Raw genomic sequence first — 20,398 nt, 5'->3', positions numbered from 1 at the left:
CCCGTCGGTAACGGGGAAGCGGACGGGCCGCCGTTCTGCGGGCGCTACTTGTTGGTCCGGCCGATCTCCCAGAAGCGGAAGTAGCCGGTGGTGTCGACGGTGGTCTCGACGCCGGTGATGTACGAGCGGGCCGCGAAGAAGGACTTGTTCTGGTACAGCGGGATCAGCGGCACGTTGTCGGCCTCGATCTGCTGGATCTGCGCGTAGGTGGCGGCCGCGGCGCTGCGGTCGGTCTGCTTGAGACCCTCCGGCACCAGCCTTCCGCTGATCCGCGGGTCGTCCCAACCGTGGTGGTAGGCACCGCCGTTGATCAGCAGCGGGGCGAGGTAGTTGTCCGGGTCCGGGTAGTCGGCGAACCAGCCGATGACGTACGCCTGGTACCTGCCCTCGGTCCAGCCCTTGCGGTACGAGTCCCAGTCCGGCTCCTGGGCGAGCGTCACCTGGAAGAGGCCGCCGGTCTCCAGCTGCTTCTTCAGCGTCTCGGCCTCGTTGCTGCCGGCCCGCGAACGGGACCAGGTGAGGGTGAACTTGACCGGGGTCTGGACCTTGGCGTCGGCGAGGATCTTCTTCGCCTTGTTCACGTCCTGGTCGCCGTAGCGGTCGAAGAAGGCCGTGGTGTGGCCGGGCAGGCCGGCCGGGACCATGGAGTAGAGCGCCTGGACGGTGCGGGCGAAGACGTCGCGGGCCAGCGCCTTGCGGTCCATCATCTGGGCGACGGCCTGGCGGACGGCGACGTTGCTCATCAGCGGGTCCTTGGTGTTGAGGACCAGCGAACGGGTGTCGTTGCTGTCGCCCTCGGTCACCTGGAGGTCGGTCTTGCCGCCCTGCTGGTCGGAGCGGACCTGGGCGGCGGTGTTCGGCTCCAGGCTGTTGTCGGTGAGGTCGACCTCGCTCTTGTCCAGCGCGGCCTTCAGGTCCTCGGACTTGTCGAAGTACCGCACGGTGAACTTGTTGTTCCGCAGCTTGGCCTCGCCGCCGTACTTGTCGTTGGCCGACATCACGACCTTGCCCAGCTGCTTGCCGCCGTTCAGGTTCTCGACCGAGTCGATGCGGTACGGGCCGGAGCCGATCAGCTTGTCGTTGGGAACGAGCTTGTCGGCGGGGTAGACCTGGTGGTCCACGATGGCGCCGGCCGGGCTCGCCAGCTTGGCCGGCAGGGTGGCGTCGGGCGCGGAGAGGTGGAATAGCACCTCGTTGTCGCCCTTGGCCTCGACGGACTTGATCGAGTCGAGCAGTTCGACCGGGCCGTTCGCGTCGTTGATCTTCTTGGTGCGCTCGATCGAGAAGACCACGTCCTGGGCCGTCATCGGGTGCCCGTTGGAGAACTTCAGGCCCGGCTTCAGGGTGCAGTGGTACTCGGTGGCGTCGCTGCCGGTGAACTCGCAGGCCTGCGCGGCGTCCGGGGAGGGCGAGCTGGCCGCGGCCTGGAAAGTGAGCAGCGACTGGAAGGTGTTGCGCAGCAGCAGCCACGAGCCGGAGTCGTAGGCGGCGGCCGGGTCCAGGACACCGGTCAGCTGACTGGTGCCCATGGTGATCGACTTGCCGCCGCCCCCCTTGACCACGTCGGTCACCGATCCGCAACCCGTTACCGACACGGCGACCAGACCGGCGCAACCGAGTACTGCCAGGCGTTCAGCTGAAGTCTTCACGAGGCGCGTCCTTTTGGGTGGCACGAACTGGAGTAGCGTGCCATATCGAACACGCACGACCGATACCCGAGCAGATGACGTTTGGGACACGGCGGTTCAGGGCATCACGGCGCGCCAGACGAGTTGTCAGCCAATGACCGTTTTCTCCCCCGGCGACTTCGCTCCGGGGGCCCGCCGGGCCGTTTACCGGCCAGTAGGGCGGGGTCGCAATGAGACGACAATCACACCCGTGAAGCGACCAGGGAACGCAACAGGTCGAGGTCGACCTGCTCCAGTGACGACAGCACCAGCCGCCCCGGGGCCGGCTCGATCGCCGCCACCGAGGGCACCGCGATCACCGGGCAGCCGGCCTCCTCGCCCGCCCGCACCCCCGTCGGGGTGTCCTCGATCACCACGCAGCGGGACGGCTCCGCGCCCAGCCGCCGGGCCGCCTCCAGGTACGGGTCCGGGAACGGCTTGGTGCGCGGCACCTCGTCCCCGCCGATGGTGAAGGCGAAGTGGTGGGCCCCCAGCGAGCGCAGCACGATGTCGATCACGTGCCGGTGCGAGGCGGACACCATGGCGGCCGGAATGCCGTGCGCGGCAAGGGTGTTGAGCAGCCGCTCGGCGCCAGGCATGAGCGGCACCCCGCCGGCCAGCAGATCGACGAAGCGCTGGTTCACCAGCACGCCGAGGTCGTCCGGCGCGATGTCCGCCCCGGTCCGGGCGACCAGATACTCCATCACCCTGGCCATCGGGCCGCCGACCACGTGGGCGCGGTCCGCCTCGTCCAGCTCGTGGCCCAGCTCGGCGAAGAGCGAGGCCTCGGCCTGCCACCAGAAGTCCTCGGTGTCCACCAGCGTCCCGTCCATGTCCAGCAGCACCGCCTGGAGCCCGCGGTCGTCCCCGTGGTCGAGGATGCGCGTGGCGGTGGGACTGGTCGTCATGGCAGGGGTCCTTCCGGCAGGCCCGGGGCGGCCCCGGGGAAGGCACGGGCCGGCCCGCAGGTGAGCGGACCGGCCCGTTCAGGATCATCAAGGATACGCCCGCTTCGTCCGGAAAGAGCGAACGCGGTGGAAACCGGGCGTTACCGGGCGTTGAAGTACTTCGCCTCCGGGTGGTGGATCACGATCGCGTCGGTGGACTGCTCCGGGTGGAGCTGGAACTCCTCCGAGAGCACCACGCCGATCCGCTCCGGCCTCAGCAGGTCGGCGATCTTGGCCCGGTCCTCCAGCTCGGGGCAGGCCCCGTAGCCGAGCGAGAAGCGGGCGCCGCGGTACTTGAGCGCGAACATGTCCTTGACGTCCTGCGGGTCCTCGCCGGAGAAGCCCAGCTCGTAGCGGACCCGCGCGTGCCAGAACTCGGCCAGCGCCTCGGCCAGCTGCACCGAGAGGCCGTGCAGCTCCAGGTAGTCCCGGTAGGAGTTGCCGGCGAACAGCTCGTTGGCCGCCTCCGAGATCCGGTTGCCCATGGTGACCACCTGGAGGCCCACCACGTCCCGCACCCCGGACTCCTCCGGGCGGAAGAAGTCGGCCAGGCAGAGCCGGCGCCCGCGCCGCTGGCGCGGGAAGGTGAAGCGGGTGCGCTCGGTGCCGTCCTCGTGGAAGACGATCAGGTCGTCGCCCTTGGAGTTGGCCGGGTAGTAGCCGTAGACCACGGCGGCCTCCAGCCAGCCCTCGGTCTGCAGCCGGTCCAACCAGGCCCGCAGCCGCGGCCGGCCCTCGGTCTCCACCAGCTCCTCGTACGAGGGGCCGTCGCCGGCGCGGGCGGCCTTCAGGCCCCACTGCCCCTTGAACAGCGCGTCCTCGTCCAGCCAGGAGGCGTAGTCCGCGAACGGGATGCCCTTGACGATCCGGTCGCCCCAGAACGGCGGGACGGGCACGGTGTTGTCGACCGTGACGTCGGAGCGGATCTGGCCGAGGTTGACCTCGGGCTCCGGCTCCTCCACCTCGACCCGGGCGTGCCGGCGCTGCTTGAGCTCCGGCAGGGTGGCGCCGGGCACGCCGCGCTTGACCGCGATCAGCGCGTCCATCAGCCGCAGGCCCTCGAAGGCGTCCCGGGCGTAGCGGACCTCGCCCTCGTAGATCTCGTGCAGGTCCTGCTCGACGTAGGCGCGGGTCAGGGCGGCTCCGCCGAGGATCACCGGGAAGTCGGCCGCCAGCTTGCGCTGGTTCAGCTCCTCCAGGTTCTCCTTCATGATCACGGTGGACTTGACCAGCAGGCCGGACATCCCGATGACGTCCGCCCGGTGCTCCTGCGCGGCGTCCAGGATCGCCGAGACCGGCTGCTTGATGCCCAGGTTGACCACGTTGTAGCCGTTGTTGGACAGGATGATGTCGACCAGGTTCTTGCCGATGTCGTGGACGTCGCCCTTGACGGTGGCCAGCACGATGGTGCCCTTGCCCTCGTCGTCGGACTTCTCCATGTGCGGCTCCAGGTGGGCCACCGCGGTCTTCATCACCTCGGCCGACTGGAGCACGAACGGCAGCTGCATCTGGCCGGAGCCGAACAGCTCGCCGACCACCTTCATGCCCGCCAGCAGGGTGCTGTTGACGATCTCCAGCGCCGGGCGCTCCGTCAGCGCCTCGTCGAGGTCGGCCTCCAGGCCGTTCCGCTCGCCGTCGATGATCCGCCGCTGGAGCCGCTCCTCCAGCGGCAGCGCGGCCAGCTCCTCCGCCTTGGAGGCCCTGACCGAGGACGAGGAGACGCCCTCGAACAGCTGCAGCAGCTTCTGGAGCGGGTCGTAGCCCTCACTGCGGCGGTCGTACACCAGGTCGAGCGCGACCTCGCGCTGGTCCTCGGGGATCCGCGCCATCGGCAGGATCTTGGAGGCGTGCACGATCGCCGAGTCCAGGCCCGCCTCGACACACTCGTTCAGGAAGACCGAGTTGATCACCATGCGGGCGGCCGGGCTGAGGCCGAAGGAGATGTTGGACAGACCGAGGGTGGTCTGCACGTTCGGGTGGCGGCGCTTGAGCTCGCGGATCGCCTCGATGGTCTCGATGCCGTCCCGGCGCGACTCCTCCTGCCCGGTGCCCAGGGTGAACGCCAGGCAGTCGACCAGGATCGAGCCCTCGTCGACGCCGTACTCGCCGGTCAGCTGGGCGATCAGCCGCTCGGCGATCTCGACCTTCTTCGCGGCGGTGCGGGCCTGGCCGTCCTCGTCGATGGTCAGCGCGATCAGGCCGGCGCCGTGCTCGCGGGCCAGTGAGGCGATCCGGCCGAAGCGGGTGTCCGGGCCGTCGCCGTCCTCGTAGTTCACCGAGTTCAGCACGGCGCGCCCGCCGAGCGCCTCCAGGCCGGCCCGCAGCACCTCCGGCTCGGTGGAGTCCAGCACGATCGGCAGGGTGGAGGCGGTGGCCAGCCGGCCCGCGATCTCCTTCATGTCGGCGACGCCGTCGCGGCCGACGTAGTCCACGCAGAGGTCCAGCAGGTGGGAGCCGTCCCGGATCTGGTCCCGGGCGATCTCCACGCAGGCCTGCCAGTCGCCGGCCAGCATCGACTCGCGGAACTTCTTCGAGCCGTTGGCATTGGTGCGCTCGCCGATCGCCAGGTACGAGGTGTCCTGCCGGAACGGCACCGCCTGGTAGAGCGAGGCCGCCGAGGGCTCGGGCCGGGGGTCGCGCGGGGCGATCGGACGGCCCTGGACCCGCTCGACCACCTGGCGCAGGTGCTCGGGGGTGGTGCCGCAGCAGCCGCCGACCAGCGAGAGGCCGTACTCGCGGGTGAACACGTCGTGGGCGTCGGCCAGTTCGGCCGGGGAGAGCGGGTAGTGGGCGCCGTCCTTGCCCAGCACCGGCAGGCCCGCGTTCGGCATGCAGGACAGGCCGATCCGGGCGTTCTTGGCCAGGTAGCGCAGGTGCTCGCTCATCTCGGCCGGGCCGGTCGCGCAGTTGAGGCCGATGTAGTCCACGCCCAGCGGCTCCAGCGCGGTGAGCGCGGCTCCGATCTCCGAGCCGAGCAGCATGGTGCCGGTGGTCTCCACCGTCACCTGCACCAGCACGGGCAGGTCCAGCCCGGCCTCGGCCAGGGCCCGCTTGGAGCCCAGGATCGCGGCCTTGGTCTGCAGCAGGTCCTGGCTGGTCTCGACCAGCAGCGCGTCGGCGCCGCCGGCGATCAGGCCGGCCGCGTTCCGCTGGAAGCCGTCGCGCAGCGTCTCGTACGGGGCGTGGCCGAGGGTCGGCAGCTTGGTGCCGGGGCCGATCGAGCCGAGCACCCAGCGGGTGCGGCCGTCGGCGGCGGTGTGGGCGTCGGCCGCCTCGCGGGCGATCCGGGCGCCGGACTCGGACAGCTCGAAGATCCGCTCCGCGATCTCGTACTCGCCGAGCGCGCTGAAGTTGGCGCCGAAGGTGTTGGTCTCCACGCAGTCCACGCCCACCCCGAAGTAGGCCTCGTGGACGGACCGGACGATGTCCGGGCGGGTGACGTTGAGGACCTCGTTGCAGCCTTCGAGGTTCTGGAAGTCCTCCAGCGTCGGATCCTGCGCCTGGAGCATGGTGCCCATGGCACCGTCGGCGACCACCACCCGGGTGGCGAGCGCTTCACGCAACGCGTTCGCGCGGCTCTGCTGAGTGATGGACGGGGTGGCTGCTGTGGCCATGGGGCTTCTCCCTGGTGCGACGGCTGTCGGCTTTGCGGACCCGCTTGATCGGGCCCGCACGTGGCCAGCGTATCCGGCCGACGGGTCGGCCCGCCGTCCGTTCCGTATCCTGAGCGCTCGACCGCAAGGGGGGAGCAAGCGCGTGGCCCGATACCGGACCTCCGCGCAGCGTGCCGGTCGGGCCCTGGGGGCCCCGTTCCGCGCGCTGCGCAACCGCTGGCGGGCATGGTCCCGGTGGCGCCGGGCACTGCTGGTCCTGGCGCTGGTGGCGGCGCTGCCCCCGGCCGCGCTGGGCTCGGCGTTCGTGATGTTCCGGCTGCACTACACCGGCGAACCCGCCGCCGACGCCCGCACCCGGGGCCGGGACGCGCTCTGGCTCGGCCACGCCTGGGTGGACGGCCGCAAGACCGAGGCCGACGTGGCCGCACTGGTCCGGCAGCTGGCCGGCACCGGCATCCGGGACCTCTACGTGCACACCGGCCCGCTGGAGCACGACGGCTCGCTGCCGCCCGCCGTCCACCCCCGGGGCCGCTGGTTCACCGACACCGTGCACCGGGCGCTGCCCGGCGTGCGGCTGCAGGGCTGGCTGGGCGACGAGGTCAAGCCGGAGAAGGACGCCCTGGACCTGGAGGACGGCCCCACCAGGGACCGGGTCACCGCCTCCGCCGGCCAGGTGCTGGACCTCGGCTTCGACGGCGTGCACTTCGACATGGAGCCGATCCGCCCCGGCTCGCCGGGCTGGCTGGCCCTGCTCGACCGGGTCCGGCCGGTCACCGCGGCGCGCGGCGCCAAGCTGTCGGTGGCGGCCCCGCAGATCGACCCGGTCCCGGGCCTGCACACGGCCGGCATCCTGCTCACCGACCACGGCAAGTGGTGGGACGGGGCGTACTTCACCGAGACCGCCCGCCGGGTCGACCAGATCGCGGTGATGACCTACGACACCTCGATGCCCACCGAGCCGCTGTACGGCGGCTACGTCGCCCGGCAGACCGAGCTCGCCCTGCGGGCCACCCCGGCCGACGTGGACCTGCTGATGGGCCTGCCCTTCTACTGGGACGACAAGTGGGGCCACTGGGGCGACGCCGAGACCGTCCGGGCCGCCGTCCGGGGCGTGCGGCTGGGCCTGGGCCGGGAGGGCCGGCAGCGGGCCAACTTCGGCGTCGCGCTGTACGTGGACTTCGCCTCGCTGCCCGAGCACTGGGCGGCGTACCGCAGCGGCTGGGTGGACATCGGGTAGCGCGCCCGGACGGCCCTCCGGCGGGCCCGTGCGTCCCGGCCGCGCCCGGACGGCCGTCACGTTCCGTCGCGAATCGAACACCCTTCGCCCCCACCGGACATCTGACGGCCCGTCAGCCCCGGGGTCGCCGATATCCGGTGGATCGCGGCCGCCCGCTCCCCCAGACTGTCCCGGTGCCCGGCCGCGGTGCGCATCAAAGCCCGTAGGCTGGGCAGGTAGGGACCGTGGGGCGAGACGTTCCACGGGAGACGAGAGGTTCGACAGTCGGCAGCCGGCCCGTCGGCGCCCCGGCAGGCCAGCCGGGGCGGCGCAGGTCCGACCGCCGACCGGAGGGAGACGCTGGGTGATCGAGCTGGAAGATGTTCCCGAGTTGATCGACCCGGTCATGGTCTGCGCCTTCGAAGGCTGGAACGACGCGGGCGACGCCGCCTCCGCGGCTCTGGCGCATCTGGACGAGACCTGGGGCGGCAAGGTGTTCGCCGCCCTGGACGCGGAGGACTACTACGACTTCCAGGTCAACCGGCCCACGGTCTGGCTGGACGGCGGCATCCGCCGGATCACCTGGCCGACCACCCGGCTCTCGGTGATCCGGGTGACGGAACCGACCACCCGGGACGTCGTGCTGATCCGCGGCATCGAGCCGAGCATGCGCTGGCGCTCGTTCTGCAACGAGCTGCTGGGCTTCGCGCACGAGCTGGGCGTCGAGCTGGTGGTGATCCTGGGCGCGCTGCTCGGCGACACCCCGCACAGCCGCCCGGTGCCGGTCAGCGGGGTCACCTCCGACCCGGAGCTGGCCCGCCGGCTGGACCTGGAGGAGAGCCGCTACGAGGGCCCCACGGGCATCGTCGGGGTGCTCCAGGAGGCCTGCACCCACGCCGGGGTGCCGGCCGTGACGCTCTGGGCGGCGGTGCCGCACTACGTCTCGCAGCCGCCGAACCCCAAGGCCACGCTGGCCCTGATCAACAAGCTGGAGGACCTGCTGGACCTGCGCATCCCGCCGGGCGAGCTCGCCGAGGACGCCCGGGCCTGGCAGCTCGGCGTGGACCAGCTGGCCGCCGAGGACAGCGAGGTGGCCGAGTACGTCCAGCAGTTGGAGGAGGCCCAGGACACCGCGGAGCTGCCGGAGGCCTCCGGCGACGCCATCGCCCGCGAGTTCGAGCGCTACCTGCGCCGCCGGGAGAACGTCGGGCCGACCGGCGAGAAGCCGGTGTCCGGGCACGCCACGGCGGAGCGGCCGGCCGATCCGGAGGCGCCGGGCGGCGCCCGGGAGAGCCAGGACGGCGCCGAGGAGGAGTAGCGGCACCGCACGCCGAAGGGGCGTCGGGACACCTGGTCCTGACGCCCCTTCGGCGTGTGCTGCGGGGTGCGGGTTACAGCGCGACGCCGAGCAGGGCGTCCACGGTGCGGGTCACCAGGCCGGGCGCGCCGATGTCGGTACCGCCCTCGGCCTCCTGCCGGTCCGCCCAGCGGTCGACCGCGGCCAGCGCGGCGGGCGTGTCCAGGTCGTTCGCGAGCGCCTCGCGCACCTCGGCGAGCAGTTGCCCGGCCGCCGGGCCGTCCGGGCGGGAGACCGCGGCACGCCACCGGGCGAGCCGCTCGACGGCCTCGTCCAGGGTGCTCTTGGTCCACTCCCAGTCCGCGCGGTAGTGGTGCGAGAGCAGCGCCAGGCGGATCGCGGCCGGGTCGACGCCCTCGCGGCGCAGTACCGAGACGAAGACCAGGTTGCCGCGGGACTTGGACATCTTGTGGCCGTCCAGGGCGACCATGCCGGCGTGCACGTACGCCTTGGCGTACGGGTGGGCGCCGGTGGCGACCTGGGCGTGCGCGGCGCCCATCTCGTGGTGCGGGAAGGAGAGGTCGCTGCCGCCGCCCTGGATGTCGAAGGACATGCCGAGGTACTGGAGGGCGATGGCGACGCACTCGATGTGCCAGCCGGGGCGGCCGTGGCCGAGCTCGGTGTCCCAGGCGGGCTCGCCCGGGCGGGCGGCCAGCCAGAGCAGGGCGTCCAGCGGGTTGCGCTTGCCGGGGCGGTCCGGGTCGCCGCCGCGCTCGGCGAAGACCGGGCGCATGGCCTCGCGGGTGAGGCCGGAGACCTCGCCGAAGCGCGGGTCGGCGTCGACCGAGAAGTAGATGTCGCCGTCCAGCCGGTAGGCGGCGCCGGAGGCCAGCAGCTTCTGGACGATCGGGACGATCCACGGGATCGACTCGACGGCGCCGATGTAGTGGGCCGGCGGGAGCATGCGCAGCGCGGTCATGTCCTCGCGGAACAGGGCCGTCTCGCGCTCGGCGAGGTCGGTCCAGTCCTGGCCGGTCTCGACCGCGCGGGCGAGCAGCGGGTCGTCGACGTCGGTGACGTTCTGGATGTACAGGACGTCGTGGCCGGCGTCCTTCCAGACGCGCTGCACCAGGTCGAACGCGTTGTAGGTGGCGGCGTGGCCCATGTGGGTCGCGTCGTAGGGGGTGATGCCGCAGACGTAGATCCGGGCGGTGCCGTCCTGCGGCACCACCTCGCGGACGGTGCCCGCAGCGGTGTCGTGGATACGGAGGGGGAGCCCCTGACCAGGCAGGTCGGGAACCTCGGAGGCGGGCCAGGCATGCATGGAAACAACTTTAACCTTGCGAACATTTGAAAGCCTAACCAGTACGAAAGATCGACTGGATTCGCTTCTTGCCATTGCCCGGCGGTTTTCCGACTGGTATCGCACGGAACCGGTGCGGCGCGGAGCCGGCCAGGAGGCGGGGCGCGGCCCGGGACCCGGCCCCGGTTCCGGACGTGGTTGAGCGCCCGGTCGGCCCTGCCGCCGACCGGGCGCCCGGCGCCCCGGGGGACGCGGTCGGAGCCGCTACGACCGCTGCCAGAGGGCCGGCACGTTCGGCGGCTCCCAACCGGCCATGGCGGTGTGCGCCTGGAGGCAGGTGTAGGACACGCCGGAGTAGGTGACGCGGTCGCCCGCCTTGTACGCGGTGCCCGCGGCCCAGGTGCCGCTCGGCGGCGTACTGGGCCCCCCGGTCGGGGTGACGGTGGGCGACGGGCTCGGCGTGCCGGGGGTCTGCGGAACGTCCAGCACGAAGTCGAAACTGGCCTCGCGGGTCTGGCCGTTCTGGCGGACGTTCATCAGCAGCCGGGGATCGTAGATGCTGTCCGTGCTGTTGCGCGGCTCGCCCGGGAAGTACAGCTGGGTGGTGATGATCGAGCGGCCGGGGGCCTGCAGCTTGACGTGCAGGTGCCGGGTGCGGCCCGGGTAGAGGCCGGGCACGATGGTGTCCAGCTTGTACGCCCCGTTGGCGTCGGTGAACTGGTGGCCGCGGAAGGTGTAGGTGACGTTGTCGTAGTTGCCGCCGTTGTCGGCCTGCCAGAAGTCCAGCAGCACGCCGGAGATGGGCCGGCAGGCGCGGCCGAAGACGTAGCCGCTGACCACCAGGCGGGTGCCGGGGCCGTCGTTGACCATCGAGCTGCGCAGCGGGGAGTTGGGCTTGAAGTACGGACCCTCGATCTGCTCGACGGTGGGGGCGTCCCCGTCGTGGCACTCGGGGGTGAAGCCGATCGGTTCGCCGCTGTCGATCCGGTCCCGGGCCAGTGCGACTCCGCCGCCGACCAGCAGCGGAGCAGCCCCTAGCGCGGCGGCGGCCTTCAGTACGGTCTTGCGGCTGATCATGCCGTCGGGCGTGGGCATGCGCCGTCTCCTTCTCGTGAGGCGGGGGGTGGGGGCGGCCCTTGCCATGGTGGGGGCATGACAAGGGCCGGACCGGTCGCCCGTCCGTGCGCGCCGGGCCGGCCACCGGTGGCCAGCAGCAAAGTTACGGGCCGTCCGGCGCGACCGCGATGGACATGATCCGGGGATCGTGGTGATTTCCGTCGACCCTGGCCCGGAACTCCCCCGGGGTCATCCCGGTCTCCCGGCGGAAGAACCGGCAGAAGTACGCCGGGTCGACGAAGCCCGCCTCCTTCGAAACCTGACGGATCGTCAAATCCGTGCAGGCGAGCAGCCGTTTGGCCTCCAGGGTCTGCTGCCGGCGGATCAGACCTCCAGGGGTCCGGCCGGTGGCCTGCTTCACCAGGGTCTGCAAATGCCCCGGGGAGACGCCGAGTTCCTGCGCGGTGGAGGCCACCGAGTGCCGCACCCCGCCGGGCCGGGCGATCAACCGGGTGAAGGCGGCGGCCACTTCGGCCGGGCGGCTGGGCACCGTCGGACGGTCGGCCGGGGCGCAGGCGCGCAGCGCCCGGACGATCAGGATGTGCAGGCTGGCCCGCAGCACACCCTGGTAGCCCGGCGCCCTGGTCCGGTACTCGTGCTCCATGTCGGCGAGCAGCGCGGTGATCGCCCCGGCCTGTTCACCGAGCGCGAGAGCCGGGCGGGTGGCCAGGGCCCGCAGGGCGGCGAGGTCCTGGGGGTGGCCGAGCAGGAAGTCCTCGTTGAACAGGACGACCTGGCCGGTCAGCTCCTCGGCGTCCGCCCAGTAGTGCACCTGGCCGGGCGTGATCACGCACAACTGCGGTGGCGCCAGCGGCCGGTGGACGAGGTCCAGGACGTGGGCGCCGTGGCCGCCGGTGACGTGGACGATCTCGTAGAACGAGTGCCGGTGGGGAAAGCCGGCCCGCGAGAGCGGGCCGATCGCGTCGAAACTGCCGATGGCGAAGGGGAGCAGCTGGGGCAGCGGGACCTGCAACCGGTGCAACGGCAGGTCCGGCGCGGTCCGGGGGGTGGGGGTGGTCCGTCGCACATCCATCGGAGCAGTGTGCGACCCGTTCCGGGCACAGGTCCAGACCATCTGTCGCCGTTTTCACGGACCGGACCGGACCGCCGGCGCTCGCGCGGCCGGCGGCGAGGACCGGTCGGCACCCCCGGCCGCACCCCCGGGCCGCACCCCCGGCTACACCGGCGGCCAGGGAATCGCCGGCCAGTCCTCGGGCGGCAGCGGATGCCGGCCGGAGCCCCGGAGCCCGGCCACCCGGGCCCGGGTCGCGTCCAGTTCGGCCGCCGTCAGGTGCGGGGCGAGCCGCTCGGCGAGCTCGCCGTCCAGCTGCTCGGCCAGCCGGGCCAGCACCTCCAGCGCCTCGGTGGGCAGCGGGTCCCCGGCCCAGCCCCAGAGCAGGGTGCGCAGCTTGTCCTCGGTGTTGAAGGTGACACCGTGGTCGATGCCGTACACCCGGCCGTCGGCGGCCGGAATCAGGTGCCCGCCCTTGCGGTCGGCGTTGTTGAGCACCGCGTCCAGGACGGCGAGCCGGCGCAGCCGCCGGTCGTCGTGGTGCACCAGCAGCGCCGTCCGCCCGCCCTCGACCTCGGCCCGGACGATCGGCAGCCAGCCCTGCTCCGGGCCGCGCGGGTCCTGGAGCGCGAGCAGCGGCTCGGCCCCCGGGTCCGGCTCGACCCACAGCTGCACCATGCCGGGCCCGTGCGGGCCCTCGCGCAGCACGGTGGGCGGGATCAGCGCCCAGCCGGTCGCGGCGGACAGCTCGTACGCGGCGACCTCGCGGCCGGCCAGCGTGCCGTCCGGGAAGTCCCACAGCGGGCGCTCGCCGGCCACCGGCTTGTAGACGGCCTGCGCGCTCAGCGAGCCGTGCGCGACCGTGCAGTACAGCGCGGCGTTGGAGGCTTCGGTGAGGCGGCCGTGCACGGTCAGGCCGCCCTGGCGCAGCAGCGCGAGGGCGGTGGGCACGTCGGCGGCCAGCGCTGCGGCGGCCGCCGGGTCGGCCTGCGGCGGGGTGTCGGTGTTCAGCGCCGGTAGCCGTTCGCGCGCGGGCACAGGTGGCCCTCCGGGTCGAGCGGCAGGTTGCAGAACGGGCAGGGCTTGCGGCCCGCCGCGACCAGGTCCAGCGCGCGCTTGGCGAAGACCCGGGCCATCGCGCCGGACAGCCGCACCCGGAGCATGTCCGGGCCGGTCTCGTCGTCGGTGAAGACCGCCTCGGCGGCGTCCTCCTCCTCGTCCTCGACCAGCGCCTGGGCCTCGACCACCAGGCAGCTGTCCACGCTGTCCCAGGCCAGCGCCATGGTGCCGACCCGGAACTCCTGCTCCAGCGGGAGGTCCAGCGGGGCGGTGTCGAGCAGGTCCTTCGGGGCGGCGGCCGGGATGGCGGAGTCTCCGCCACTGCGCCGCAGCGCCTCGTCCAGGACCTCCTCGATGCGCTCGGCGAGCGCCGCGACCTGGGTCTTCTCCAGCAGCACGCTGGTGATCCGGCCCCGGGCACTGGCCTGAAGGTAGAACGCCCGGGCGCCGGGCTGGCCGACGGTGCCGGCCACGAACCGTTCGGGCTGGTCGTAGAAGTAGACCTGACGGGGCACGCTCTCGCTCCGGATCGTGTCGGTCGGCGCGGTACCGCCGGGGGCGGATCGCGGCCGGATGGACTCGTAAGTCACCCTACGACCTTCGGGCTCCGGCCGGGGAGCCGAGCCGACGGCCGCGGGCGGGGTGGCACCCGGGGAACCGACGGTGCCGCCCCGGACGGCGCCGCCCCGGACGGCCCGTCGGCGGCGTGCCTCAGACGGCGCCGCCGACCACCGCGTCACCGGTCGGGGTGGCCGCGGCCGGGTGGGGCCGGGGGGCGAGCGAGGCGAGGTCGCCGGTGTCGCCCATCCTCAGGACGAAGGGCCGCTGCGGGGTGTAGCGGATCGCGGTGACCGAACAGGGCTCGACGCTGATCCGCTGGAAGTGGTCCAGATGCAGCCCGAGCGCGTCGGCCACCACGGCCTTGATCACGTCCCCGTGCGAGCAGGCGATCCAGACCGCGTCCTCGCCGTGCTCGGCGGCGATCCTCCGGTTCCACTCGCGCACCGCGTCCACCGTGCGGTGGCTCAGCTCGCGCAGCGACTCCCCGCCGGGGAAGGCGGCCCCGGCGGCGTGGTCCTGCACGGTGCGCCAGAGCGGCTCCTTGGCCAGCTCCGCCAGCGGGCGGCCGGTCCAGTCGCCGTAGTGGCACTCCCCCAGCCGCTCGTCCTCGGTCGGCGCGCCCAGCTCGGGCCGGACCGCCAGCAGCGGCTCCAACGTCTGCCGGCAGCGCTCCAGCGGGCTGCTGACCGCCTGCACCAGCGGGATGCCCGCCAGTCGGCCGGCCAGGGCGGCGGCCTGCGCGCGCCCGGTGTCGTCGAGGTCCACGCCGGGGGTCCAACCGGCCAGGATTCCGGCGGTGTTCGCGGTGGAGCGGCCGTGACGGACGAGCAGCAGGGTGGGCATGGGGTCAGCCTACGGCTTCCGGGCCCGGCCGTGGGCCCCGGTTCTTCCGCCCGGTCGCCTCCCGGCCACCGGGAGGCCGGGGCACCGGGCACCACCCGGGTCCGTGCCGAACGGCCCCGCTCGGGTGACAATGGCCCGCATGATCGTCCACTGCGCCGCCTATCACGACGGCCACCGGGTCGAGGCCCCCGCGGACCTGGCCGGTGCGCTCGCCGCCGCCCGCGCGGCCGGTCCGGACGGCTTCGTCTGGATAGGCCTGTTCGAGCCCACCGCCGAGGAACTCGACCACGTCGGCAAGGAGTTCGCGCTGCACCCGCTGGCCGTCGAGGACGCCGTCAGCGCCCACCAGCGCCCCAAGGTGGAGGCCTACCAGGGCTCGCTGTTCGTCACCCTGAAGACCCTCGGCTACCACCCCGGCGGTCACGTCGTGACGGTCGGCGAGGTGATGGTCTTCCTCGGCCCGGACTTCGTGATGACCGTCCGGCACGGCGAGGACAGCCCGCTCAGCGGCCTGCGGGCCGCCCTGGAGCAGGATCCCGAGCAACTGCGCTACGGGCCCAGCTCGGTGCTGCACTCGGTCTGCGACACCGTCGTGGACGGCTACGTGGAGGTGGCCACCGCGCTCCAGACCGACCTGGACGAGCTGGAGGCGGACATCTTCTCCCCCGGCCGGGTCGGCCGCGACACCGCCGGCCGGATCTACGGCTACAAGCGCCAGGTGATGTCCGTGCGCAGGGCCACCGGACCGCTGCTGGAACCGATGCTGGCCCTGGAGCGCGGCGCCCGCTTCGTCCGCCCCGAGACCGCGCCCTACCTGCGGGACGTCGCCGACCACGTGGCCCGGGTGAACGACCAGGTGGACGGCATGGACCGGCTGCTGTCCGACATCCTGAACGCCAACCTGGCGCAGGTCAGCGTCCAGCAGAACAACGACATGCGGAAGATCTCGGCCTGGGCGGCGCTGGCCGCCGTACCGACGATGATCGCGGGCATCTACGGGATGAACTTCGACCACATGCCCGAACTGCACCAGGTCTGGGGGTACCCGGCGGTGCTGGTGCTGATGGTGGTGGTCTGCATGGTGCTGCACCGGGTGTTCAAGCGGCACGACTGGCTGTAGTGCCGCTCCCGACCGGCCGTCCGGTTCGTCGGGCCCGTCCCGTCCGTCCCGTCCGTGCTGTCCCGTCAGGCCAGTCCGGCGCGCTCCAGCGCCTCGACGCCGGTGCGCAGCGCCAGGATCCGCTCGTCCAGGGTGAATCCGGACGGGGCCAGGGTGAGCGTGGTGACGCCCGCCTCGGCGTAGGCCTGCATCCGGTCGGCGATCCTGGCGGTGTCGCCGATCAGCGAGGTGGCGTCGATCAGGTCGTGCGGGACGGCGGCCGCGGCACCCGCGTAGTCCCTGGCGAGGTACTTCTCCTGGATCTCGTCGGCGGCCTGCTCGTAACCCATCCGCCGGGCGAGCTGGTTGTAGAAGTTCTTCTCCTTGCTGCCCATGCCGCCGATGTAGAGCGCGGCGTACGAGCGCAGGCCGTCCACGCCGGCCTTGATGTCCTCGCCGACCGCGAGGTTCACGGTCGGGCAGAGGTCGAAGCCCTCCAGCGTCCTCCCGGACTTGGCGCGGCCGGCCGTCAGCGGGTCGACGGAGAGCGCGGCGTGCTCGGGCGAGAAGAAGATGCCGAGCCAGCCGTCGGCGATCTCACCGGTCAGCTCCAGGTTCTTCGGGCCGATCGCGGCGATGTACAGCGGGATGTGCTCGCGCACCGGGTGCACGGTGAGCTTGATCGGCTTGCCGGGGCCGCCGGGCAGCGGCAGCGTCCAGTGCGCGCCCTCGTGCACCAGGCGCTCGCGGGACATCGCCTTGCGGATGATCTCCACGTACTCGCGGGTGCGGGCGAGCGGCTTGTCGAACTTCACGCCGTACCAGCCCTCGGACACCTGCGGGCCCGAGACGCCGAGGCCGAGCCGGAACCGGCCGCCGGACAGGGTGTCCAGGGTCGCGGCGGTCATCGCGGTCATGGCCGGGGTGCGGGCCGGGATCTGGAAGATGGCCGAGCCGACGTCGATCCGCTCGGTCTTCGCGGCGACGAAGCTGAGCACCGTCGCGGCGTCCGAGCCGTACGCCTCCGCCGCCCAGCAGACCGAGTAGCCGAGCCGGTCCGCCTCCTGGGCGACGGCGATGTTGTCGGCGTCCATGCCGAGCCCCCAGTAGCCGAGGTTGATCCCGAGTCGCATCTGCCGCACCTTCCAGTGGGTTGGGGTTGCCAGCGAGGGTAGCCGTGCCTGCGCCGAACATGCTACTGACGGGTAGGAGTGGGTTGGGTCACACCGTGGTGTTGATCGTTCTGCGGGTCGGCACCTCTGCCCGCGCACCGGCCGCTACGCTCAGCCGACGTGGGGAGCGCTCTCCCCACCTGCGCGTTCACAGGGCTGCCGGGCCTCCCGGGGCCACCGGCCAGGGAAGGGCCCGTCCGATGGAAAAGCGTCACCTCGGCCGCACCGGCCTGCAGGTCTCCCGGCTCGGCCTCGGCACCATGACCTGGGGCCGCGACACCGACGAGCACGAGGCAGCGGAGCAGCTCAAGGAGTTCGTCGACGCCGGCGGCAACCTGATCGACACCGCCGACGTGTACGCGGACGGCGGCGCCGAGCACCTGATCTCCCGGCTCACCGACAGCCTGATCCCCCGCTCCGAACTCGTCATCGCCACCAAGGCCGGCAGCGTCCCGGAGTCCGCCCGCCGCTTCGACGGCTCGCGCGGCCACCTGCTCGCCGCCCTGGACGCCTCGCTGCGCCGGCTCGGCACCGACCACGTCGACCTGTGGCAGGTGCACTCCTTCGACCCGGCGACCCCGGTCGAGGAGACGCTCAGCGCCCTCGACATCGCCGTCTCCTCCGGGCGCGCCCGCTACGTCGGGGTCTGCGACTTCAGCGGCTGGCAGCTCGCCAAGACCGCCACCTGGCAGCACGCCCACCACGGGCGGGCACCGCTGGCCGGGGCGCAGCTGGAGTACTCGCTGCTGCAGCGCGGCATCGAGCGGGAGGCGCTGCCCGCCGCTCTGGACGCCGGGGTCGGGGTGCTGGCCGGCTCGCCGCTCGGGCGCGGGGTGCTCACCGGCAAGTACCGGCACGGCGTCCCGCAGGACTCGCGCGGCGCCTCGCCGTACCTGACCGGGTTCGTCCAGCCGTACCTCGGGGAGCGCTCCCGACGGATCGTGGACGCCCTCGCCACCGCCGCCGACGGGCTCGCCAGCAGCCCGCTGGCGGTCGCGCTGGCCTGGGTCCGGGACCGGCCCGGGGTGGCGAGCGCCCTGGTCGGGGCCCGGACGGTGGCCCAGCTGCAGGCGGCACTGTCGGTGGAGGCGCTTACGCTTCCGGATGAGATCCGTGGTGCGCTGGACGACATCTCGTCGCCGGTGCACCACTACCCGGACCAGGGGTGGACCGAGCTGTGACGCCCGGCCCGGGTTGTCGAGCAGAACCTGCAGTGGAGTGACCTTTGGAGCGGACGACGATGACTGACACGGGGAACGGCGCTCCGGAGGTGACCGCCGGAGCCCGGTTGACCCCGGAGGCGAAGGCCGCGAAGTTCGCGGAGCTGGCCCAGCGGATCCGCGAAATGCAGCCGGAGGACGCCGCGGATCGTGCCGCACGGGCGGGTGCCGCCCGCGCGGAGGCCTCGATGGCGGACGCCCCGGAGGCGGAGGCCCCGGAGCCCGGAGGGTCGGAGCCCGGGGAGTCGGAGCCGGCCGCTCCGGCCCCGGTCCCGGCCGCCCCTGTCCCGGCCACCCCCGTTCCGGCCCCGGCTACCGCCCCGGCCGCACCCGCCCCGGTGGTGTCCGACCGGCAGCGCGACGAGGTGCTCCGCGCCACCGTCGAGGTGCTGACCGCCGGCGGCGCCCCTGCCGACCTGGCGACCGCCGCCGTAGCCGCGCTCGGCGAGGAGGCACCCGCACGACTGCGCAAGGACCCGTGGGCGGTGCTGGGCCTGCCCGGCGTCCGGCCCGAGCACGCGGACGGCTTCGCCCGGGAGCTGCTCGGCCCCGGAGCCGGCCCGGGCGACGAGCGCCGCGCCCGCGCACTGGTGCCGTGGCTGCTGGAGCAGGCGGCGCTGCGCGGGCACTCGGCCCAGGAACTCGCCGAGGTGGCGGTCGGGCTCGACCGGCTCCGGATGCCGGAGCCGGCCAGCGCGATCCAGGCCGCCGTCGAGGACGGGCGAGTGCTGTCCTTCCAGGAGGAGCTGACCGGCCCCGAGGCTCACGCGGCGGGGGGCGACGAGGAGGACGAGGCGCCGACCCGGACGCTGCTCGCCCTGGCGGGGCTGGCGATGGCCGAGGACAGCCTCGCCGAGAAGCTGCTCCAGCTGATGGCCACCTTTGTGCCGGGCGAGGACGCCGAGGAGACCGAGGACGCGGCCGGGGCTGCCGACGGGTCCGAGGACGCCGACGAATCCGGGAAGGCGGCCACCGACGCGGAGGCAGCGGCAGAGGCCACCGAGGCCACCGAGGCCACTGCCGAACAGCCCCCCGTCGCCCCCGGCCCGGCCGCCTGGGCGGCCGCCGCCGAGGCGGCGCCGTCCTCCTCCTCGACCGCCCTGATCAAGGCCGTCGCCGAGCACGCCCTGGTGCTGCACACCGGCGGCGAGGCGGCCCGCGCCGAGCCGGCCGTACTGGTCGCCGCCGCCCGCGGCCTCGGGCTGCGGGCCTGGGCCGCCACCTGGACCGACCAGGGCCGGGATTCCTTCGCCGCACTCGCCCGGGCGGGAGCCGGCGCCGAGGCCCCCGTGGTCACCCTCGCCGAGCTGCTCTCCGGTGCCGCCGGCCCCGGCCGCGCCCCGGACGGCACGCTCGCCCTGGACCTGCTGGTCGTGCTGGACGCCCCGCTGCTGGACGTCGAACTGGCCGCCATCGTCCTGGAGTCGCTGGCCGACGGCACCCGGCTGGTGCTCAGCGGGGACCCGGGCCAGCTCTGGTCGGCCGGCCCCGGCCGGTTCTTCGCCGACCTGCTGGCCGCCAAGGCCTGCCCGGCGGTCTCCTCCCGCACCCCGGACTTCGGCCCGATCGGCGAACTGGTCTCCGGCATCGGCGTCGGCGAGCTCCAGCCGGTCGAGGCGCCGGACAAGGAGGTGGTCATCCTGACCGCCAAGGACGCCGGCGAGGCCGTCCACCGCGCCGTCCAGCTGCTCACCGACTCCATTCCGCGCGCGCTGGGCATCCCGGCCGAGCAGGTGGTGCTGCTCACCCCGGGCCACGGCGGCCCGGCCGGCACCCGCGCGCTGAACGCCGCCGCCAAGGCCCGGCTCAACCCCGGCCCCGGCCGCTTCGGCGGCTTCGACCCGGGCGACCGGGTGGTCGACTCCCCCGCTCCCGGCATCACCCGCCCGGCCCGGGTGCTGGACGGCGACGCCGCCGGTCTGCACCTGGAGTACGCGGACGGCTCGCACCGGACCGTCCCGCCGGCCGAGGCCGCACGGCTGCGGCACGGCTGGGCGCTGACCGTCCACCAGGCGCTCGGCCGGCGCTGGCCCGGCGCGGTCGTGGTGCTCCCGGAGGACGCCGCCCCGGCGCTCACCCGGCAGTGGGTCTACACCGCCTTCGGCCGCGGCGAGCGGCACCTGTCCGTGGTGCACGCGGCGGGCCCGGCGCTGGCCCAGGCCGTCGCCGAGCGCCCGGCGCAACCGCGCACCACCCGGCTGCGGGCGATCCTCGCCGAGAACGCCGCCGCCTCCGAGTACTGAGCGGCGTCCGGCCGGCGGCCCGCCGTGGC

General features: G+C 73.2%; 15 protein-coding genes. 5 read left to right on the top strand and 10 right to left on the bottom strand.

Annotated features, from left to right (window positions below; translation table 11 throughout):
• Positions 1–44: 44 nt before the first annotated feature.
• The 3 genes from ACWGJO_RS36425 to metH all read right to left on the bottom strand — a co-directional run bounded on the left by ACWGJO_RS36425 (position 45) and on the right by metH (position 6,228).
• On the bottom strand, positions 45–1,571 hold the full coding sequence (locus ACWGJO_RS36425) for an ABC transporter substrate-binding protein (protein ID WP_452189977.1): 1,527 nt from the start codon (positions 1,569–1,571) through the stop codon (positions 45–47).
• Between the two features lie 299 nt (positions 1,572–1,870).
• The gene (locus ACWGJO_RS36420) at positions 1,871–2,575 is read right to left on the bottom strand and encodes an HAD family hydrolase (protein ID WP_359901201.1); all 705 of its coding nucleotides are present in this window, start codon (positions 2,573–2,575) and stop codon (positions 1,871–1,873) included.
• A 140-nt stretch (positions 2,576–2,715) separates the two neighbouring features.
• Positions 2,716–6,228 carry a methionine synthase gene (gene metH / locus ACWGJO_RS36415; protein ID WP_452189976.1) on the bottom strand — a complete coding sequence of 1,171 codons (3,513 nt, stop codon included), beginning with the start codon at positions 6,226–6,228 and terminating at the stop codon, positions 2,716–2,718.
• Between the two features lie 142 nt (positions 6,229–6,370).
• Here metH and ACWGJO_RS36410 point away from each other — a divergent pair, with 142 nt between their 5' ends.
• Positions 6,371–7,465 carry a hypothetical protein gene (locus ACWGJO_RS36410; protein WP_452189975.1) on the top strand — a complete coding sequence of 365 codons (1,095 nt, stop codon included), beginning with the start codon at positions 6,371–6,373 and terminating at the stop codon, positions 7,463–7,465.
• A gap of 343 nt (positions 7,466–7,808) precedes the next feature.
• Positions 7,809–8,762 (top strand): PAC2 family protein, encoded by a 954-nt coding sequence (locus tag ACWGJO_RS36405; protein WP_359901210.1) that lies wholly within the window; start codon positions 7,809–7,811, stop codon positions 8,760–8,762.
• A 73-nt stretch (positions 8,763–8,835) separates the two neighbouring features.
• Here the strand turns inward: ACWGJO_RS36405 and mshC are convergent, their stop codons facing one another.
• The 6 genes from mshC to ACWGJO_RS36375 all read right to left on the bottom strand — a co-directional run bounded on the left by mshC (position 8,836) and on the right by ACWGJO_RS36375 (position 14,635).
• Positions 8,836–10,065: a cysteine--1-D-myo-inosityl 2-amino-2-deoxy-alpha-D-glucopyranoside ligase gene (mshC, locus tag ACWGJO_RS36400; protein WP_452189974.1), complete on the bottom strand. Its 1,230-nt coding sequence runs from the start codon at positions 10,063–10,065 to the stop codon at positions 8,836–8,838.
• Between the two features lie 243 nt (positions 10,066–10,308).
• Positions 10,309–11,139 carry a dioxygenase family protein gene (locus ACWGJO_RS36395; protein ID WP_359901216.1) on the bottom strand — a complete coding sequence of 277 codons (831 nt, stop codon included), beginning with the start codon at positions 11,137–11,139 and terminating at the stop codon, positions 10,309–10,311.
• A gap of 124 nt (positions 11,140–11,263) precedes the next feature.
• Entirely contained in the window at positions 11,264–12,193 is a 930-nt protein-coding gene (locus ACWGJO_RS36390; RefSeq protein ID WP_452189973.1) for an AraC family transcriptional regulator, read from the bottom strand.
• 144 nt (positions 12,194–12,337) lie between these two features.
• Positions 12,338–13,135 carry an SCO1664 family protein gene (locus ACWGJO_RS36385; RefSeq protein WP_359901268.1) on the bottom strand — a complete coding sequence of 266 codons (798 nt, stop codon included), beginning with the start codon at positions 13,133–13,135 and terminating at the stop codon, positions 12,338–12,340.
• A 44-nt stretch (positions 13,136–13,179) separates the two neighbouring features.
• Complete coding sequence (locus tag ACWGJO_RS36380) at positions 13,180–13,746, bottom strand: DUF3090 domain-containing protein (protein ID WP_452189972.1); 567 nt, start codon at positions 13,744–13,746, stop codon at positions 13,180–13,182.
• Between the two features lie 196 nt (positions 13,747–13,942).
• Positions 13,943–14,635: an MSMEG_4193 family putative phosphomutase gene (locus ACWGJO_RS36375; protein ID WP_387692979.1), complete on the bottom strand. Its 693-nt coding sequence runs from the start codon at positions 14,633–14,635 to the stop codon at positions 13,943–13,945.
• Positions 14,636–14,774: 139 nt separating this feature from the next.
• On the opposite strand from ACWGJO_RS36375, the gene ACWGJO_RS36370 reads away from it, so the two are divergent.
• Complete coding sequence (locus ACWGJO_RS36370; protein WP_452189971.1) at positions 14,775–15,755, top strand: magnesium and cobalt transport protein CorA; 981 nt, start codon at positions 14,775–14,777, stop codon at positions 15,753–15,755.
• 65 nt (positions 15,756–15,820) lie between these two features.
• Here the strand turns inward: ACWGJO_RS36370 and ACWGJO_RS36365 are convergent, their stop codons facing one another.
• A complete protein-coding gene (locus tag ACWGJO_RS36365; RefSeq protein ID WP_387692975.1) occupies positions 15,821–16,867 on the bottom strand; it encodes an LLM class F420-dependent oxidoreductase in 1,047 nt (348 codons plus the stop codon).
• A gap of 239 nt (positions 16,868–17,106) precedes the next feature.
• On the opposite strand from ACWGJO_RS36365, the gene ACWGJO_RS36360 reads away from it, so the two are divergent.
• Positions 17,107–18,087, top strand: a complete 981-nt coding sequence (locus tag ACWGJO_RS36360; protein ID WP_452189970.1) for an aldo/keto reductase — start codon at positions 17,107–17,109, stop codon at positions 18,085–18,087.
• A 59-nt stretch (positions 18,088–18,146) separates the two neighbouring features.
• Complete coding sequence (locus ACWGJO_RS36355) at positions 18,147–20,369, top strand: helix-hairpin-helix domain-containing protein (RefSeq protein WP_452189969.1); 2,223 nt, start codon at positions 18,147–18,149, stop codon at positions 20,367–20,369.
• The last annotated feature ends 29 nt before the right edge of the window (positions 20,370–20,398 follow it).

It is taken from the genome of Kitasatospora sp. NPDC054795, from assembly GCF_053611565.1.
The sequence above is the reverse complement of the archived record's forward strand: the minus strand, read 5'-3'. Positions and strand labels throughout refer to the sequence as shown.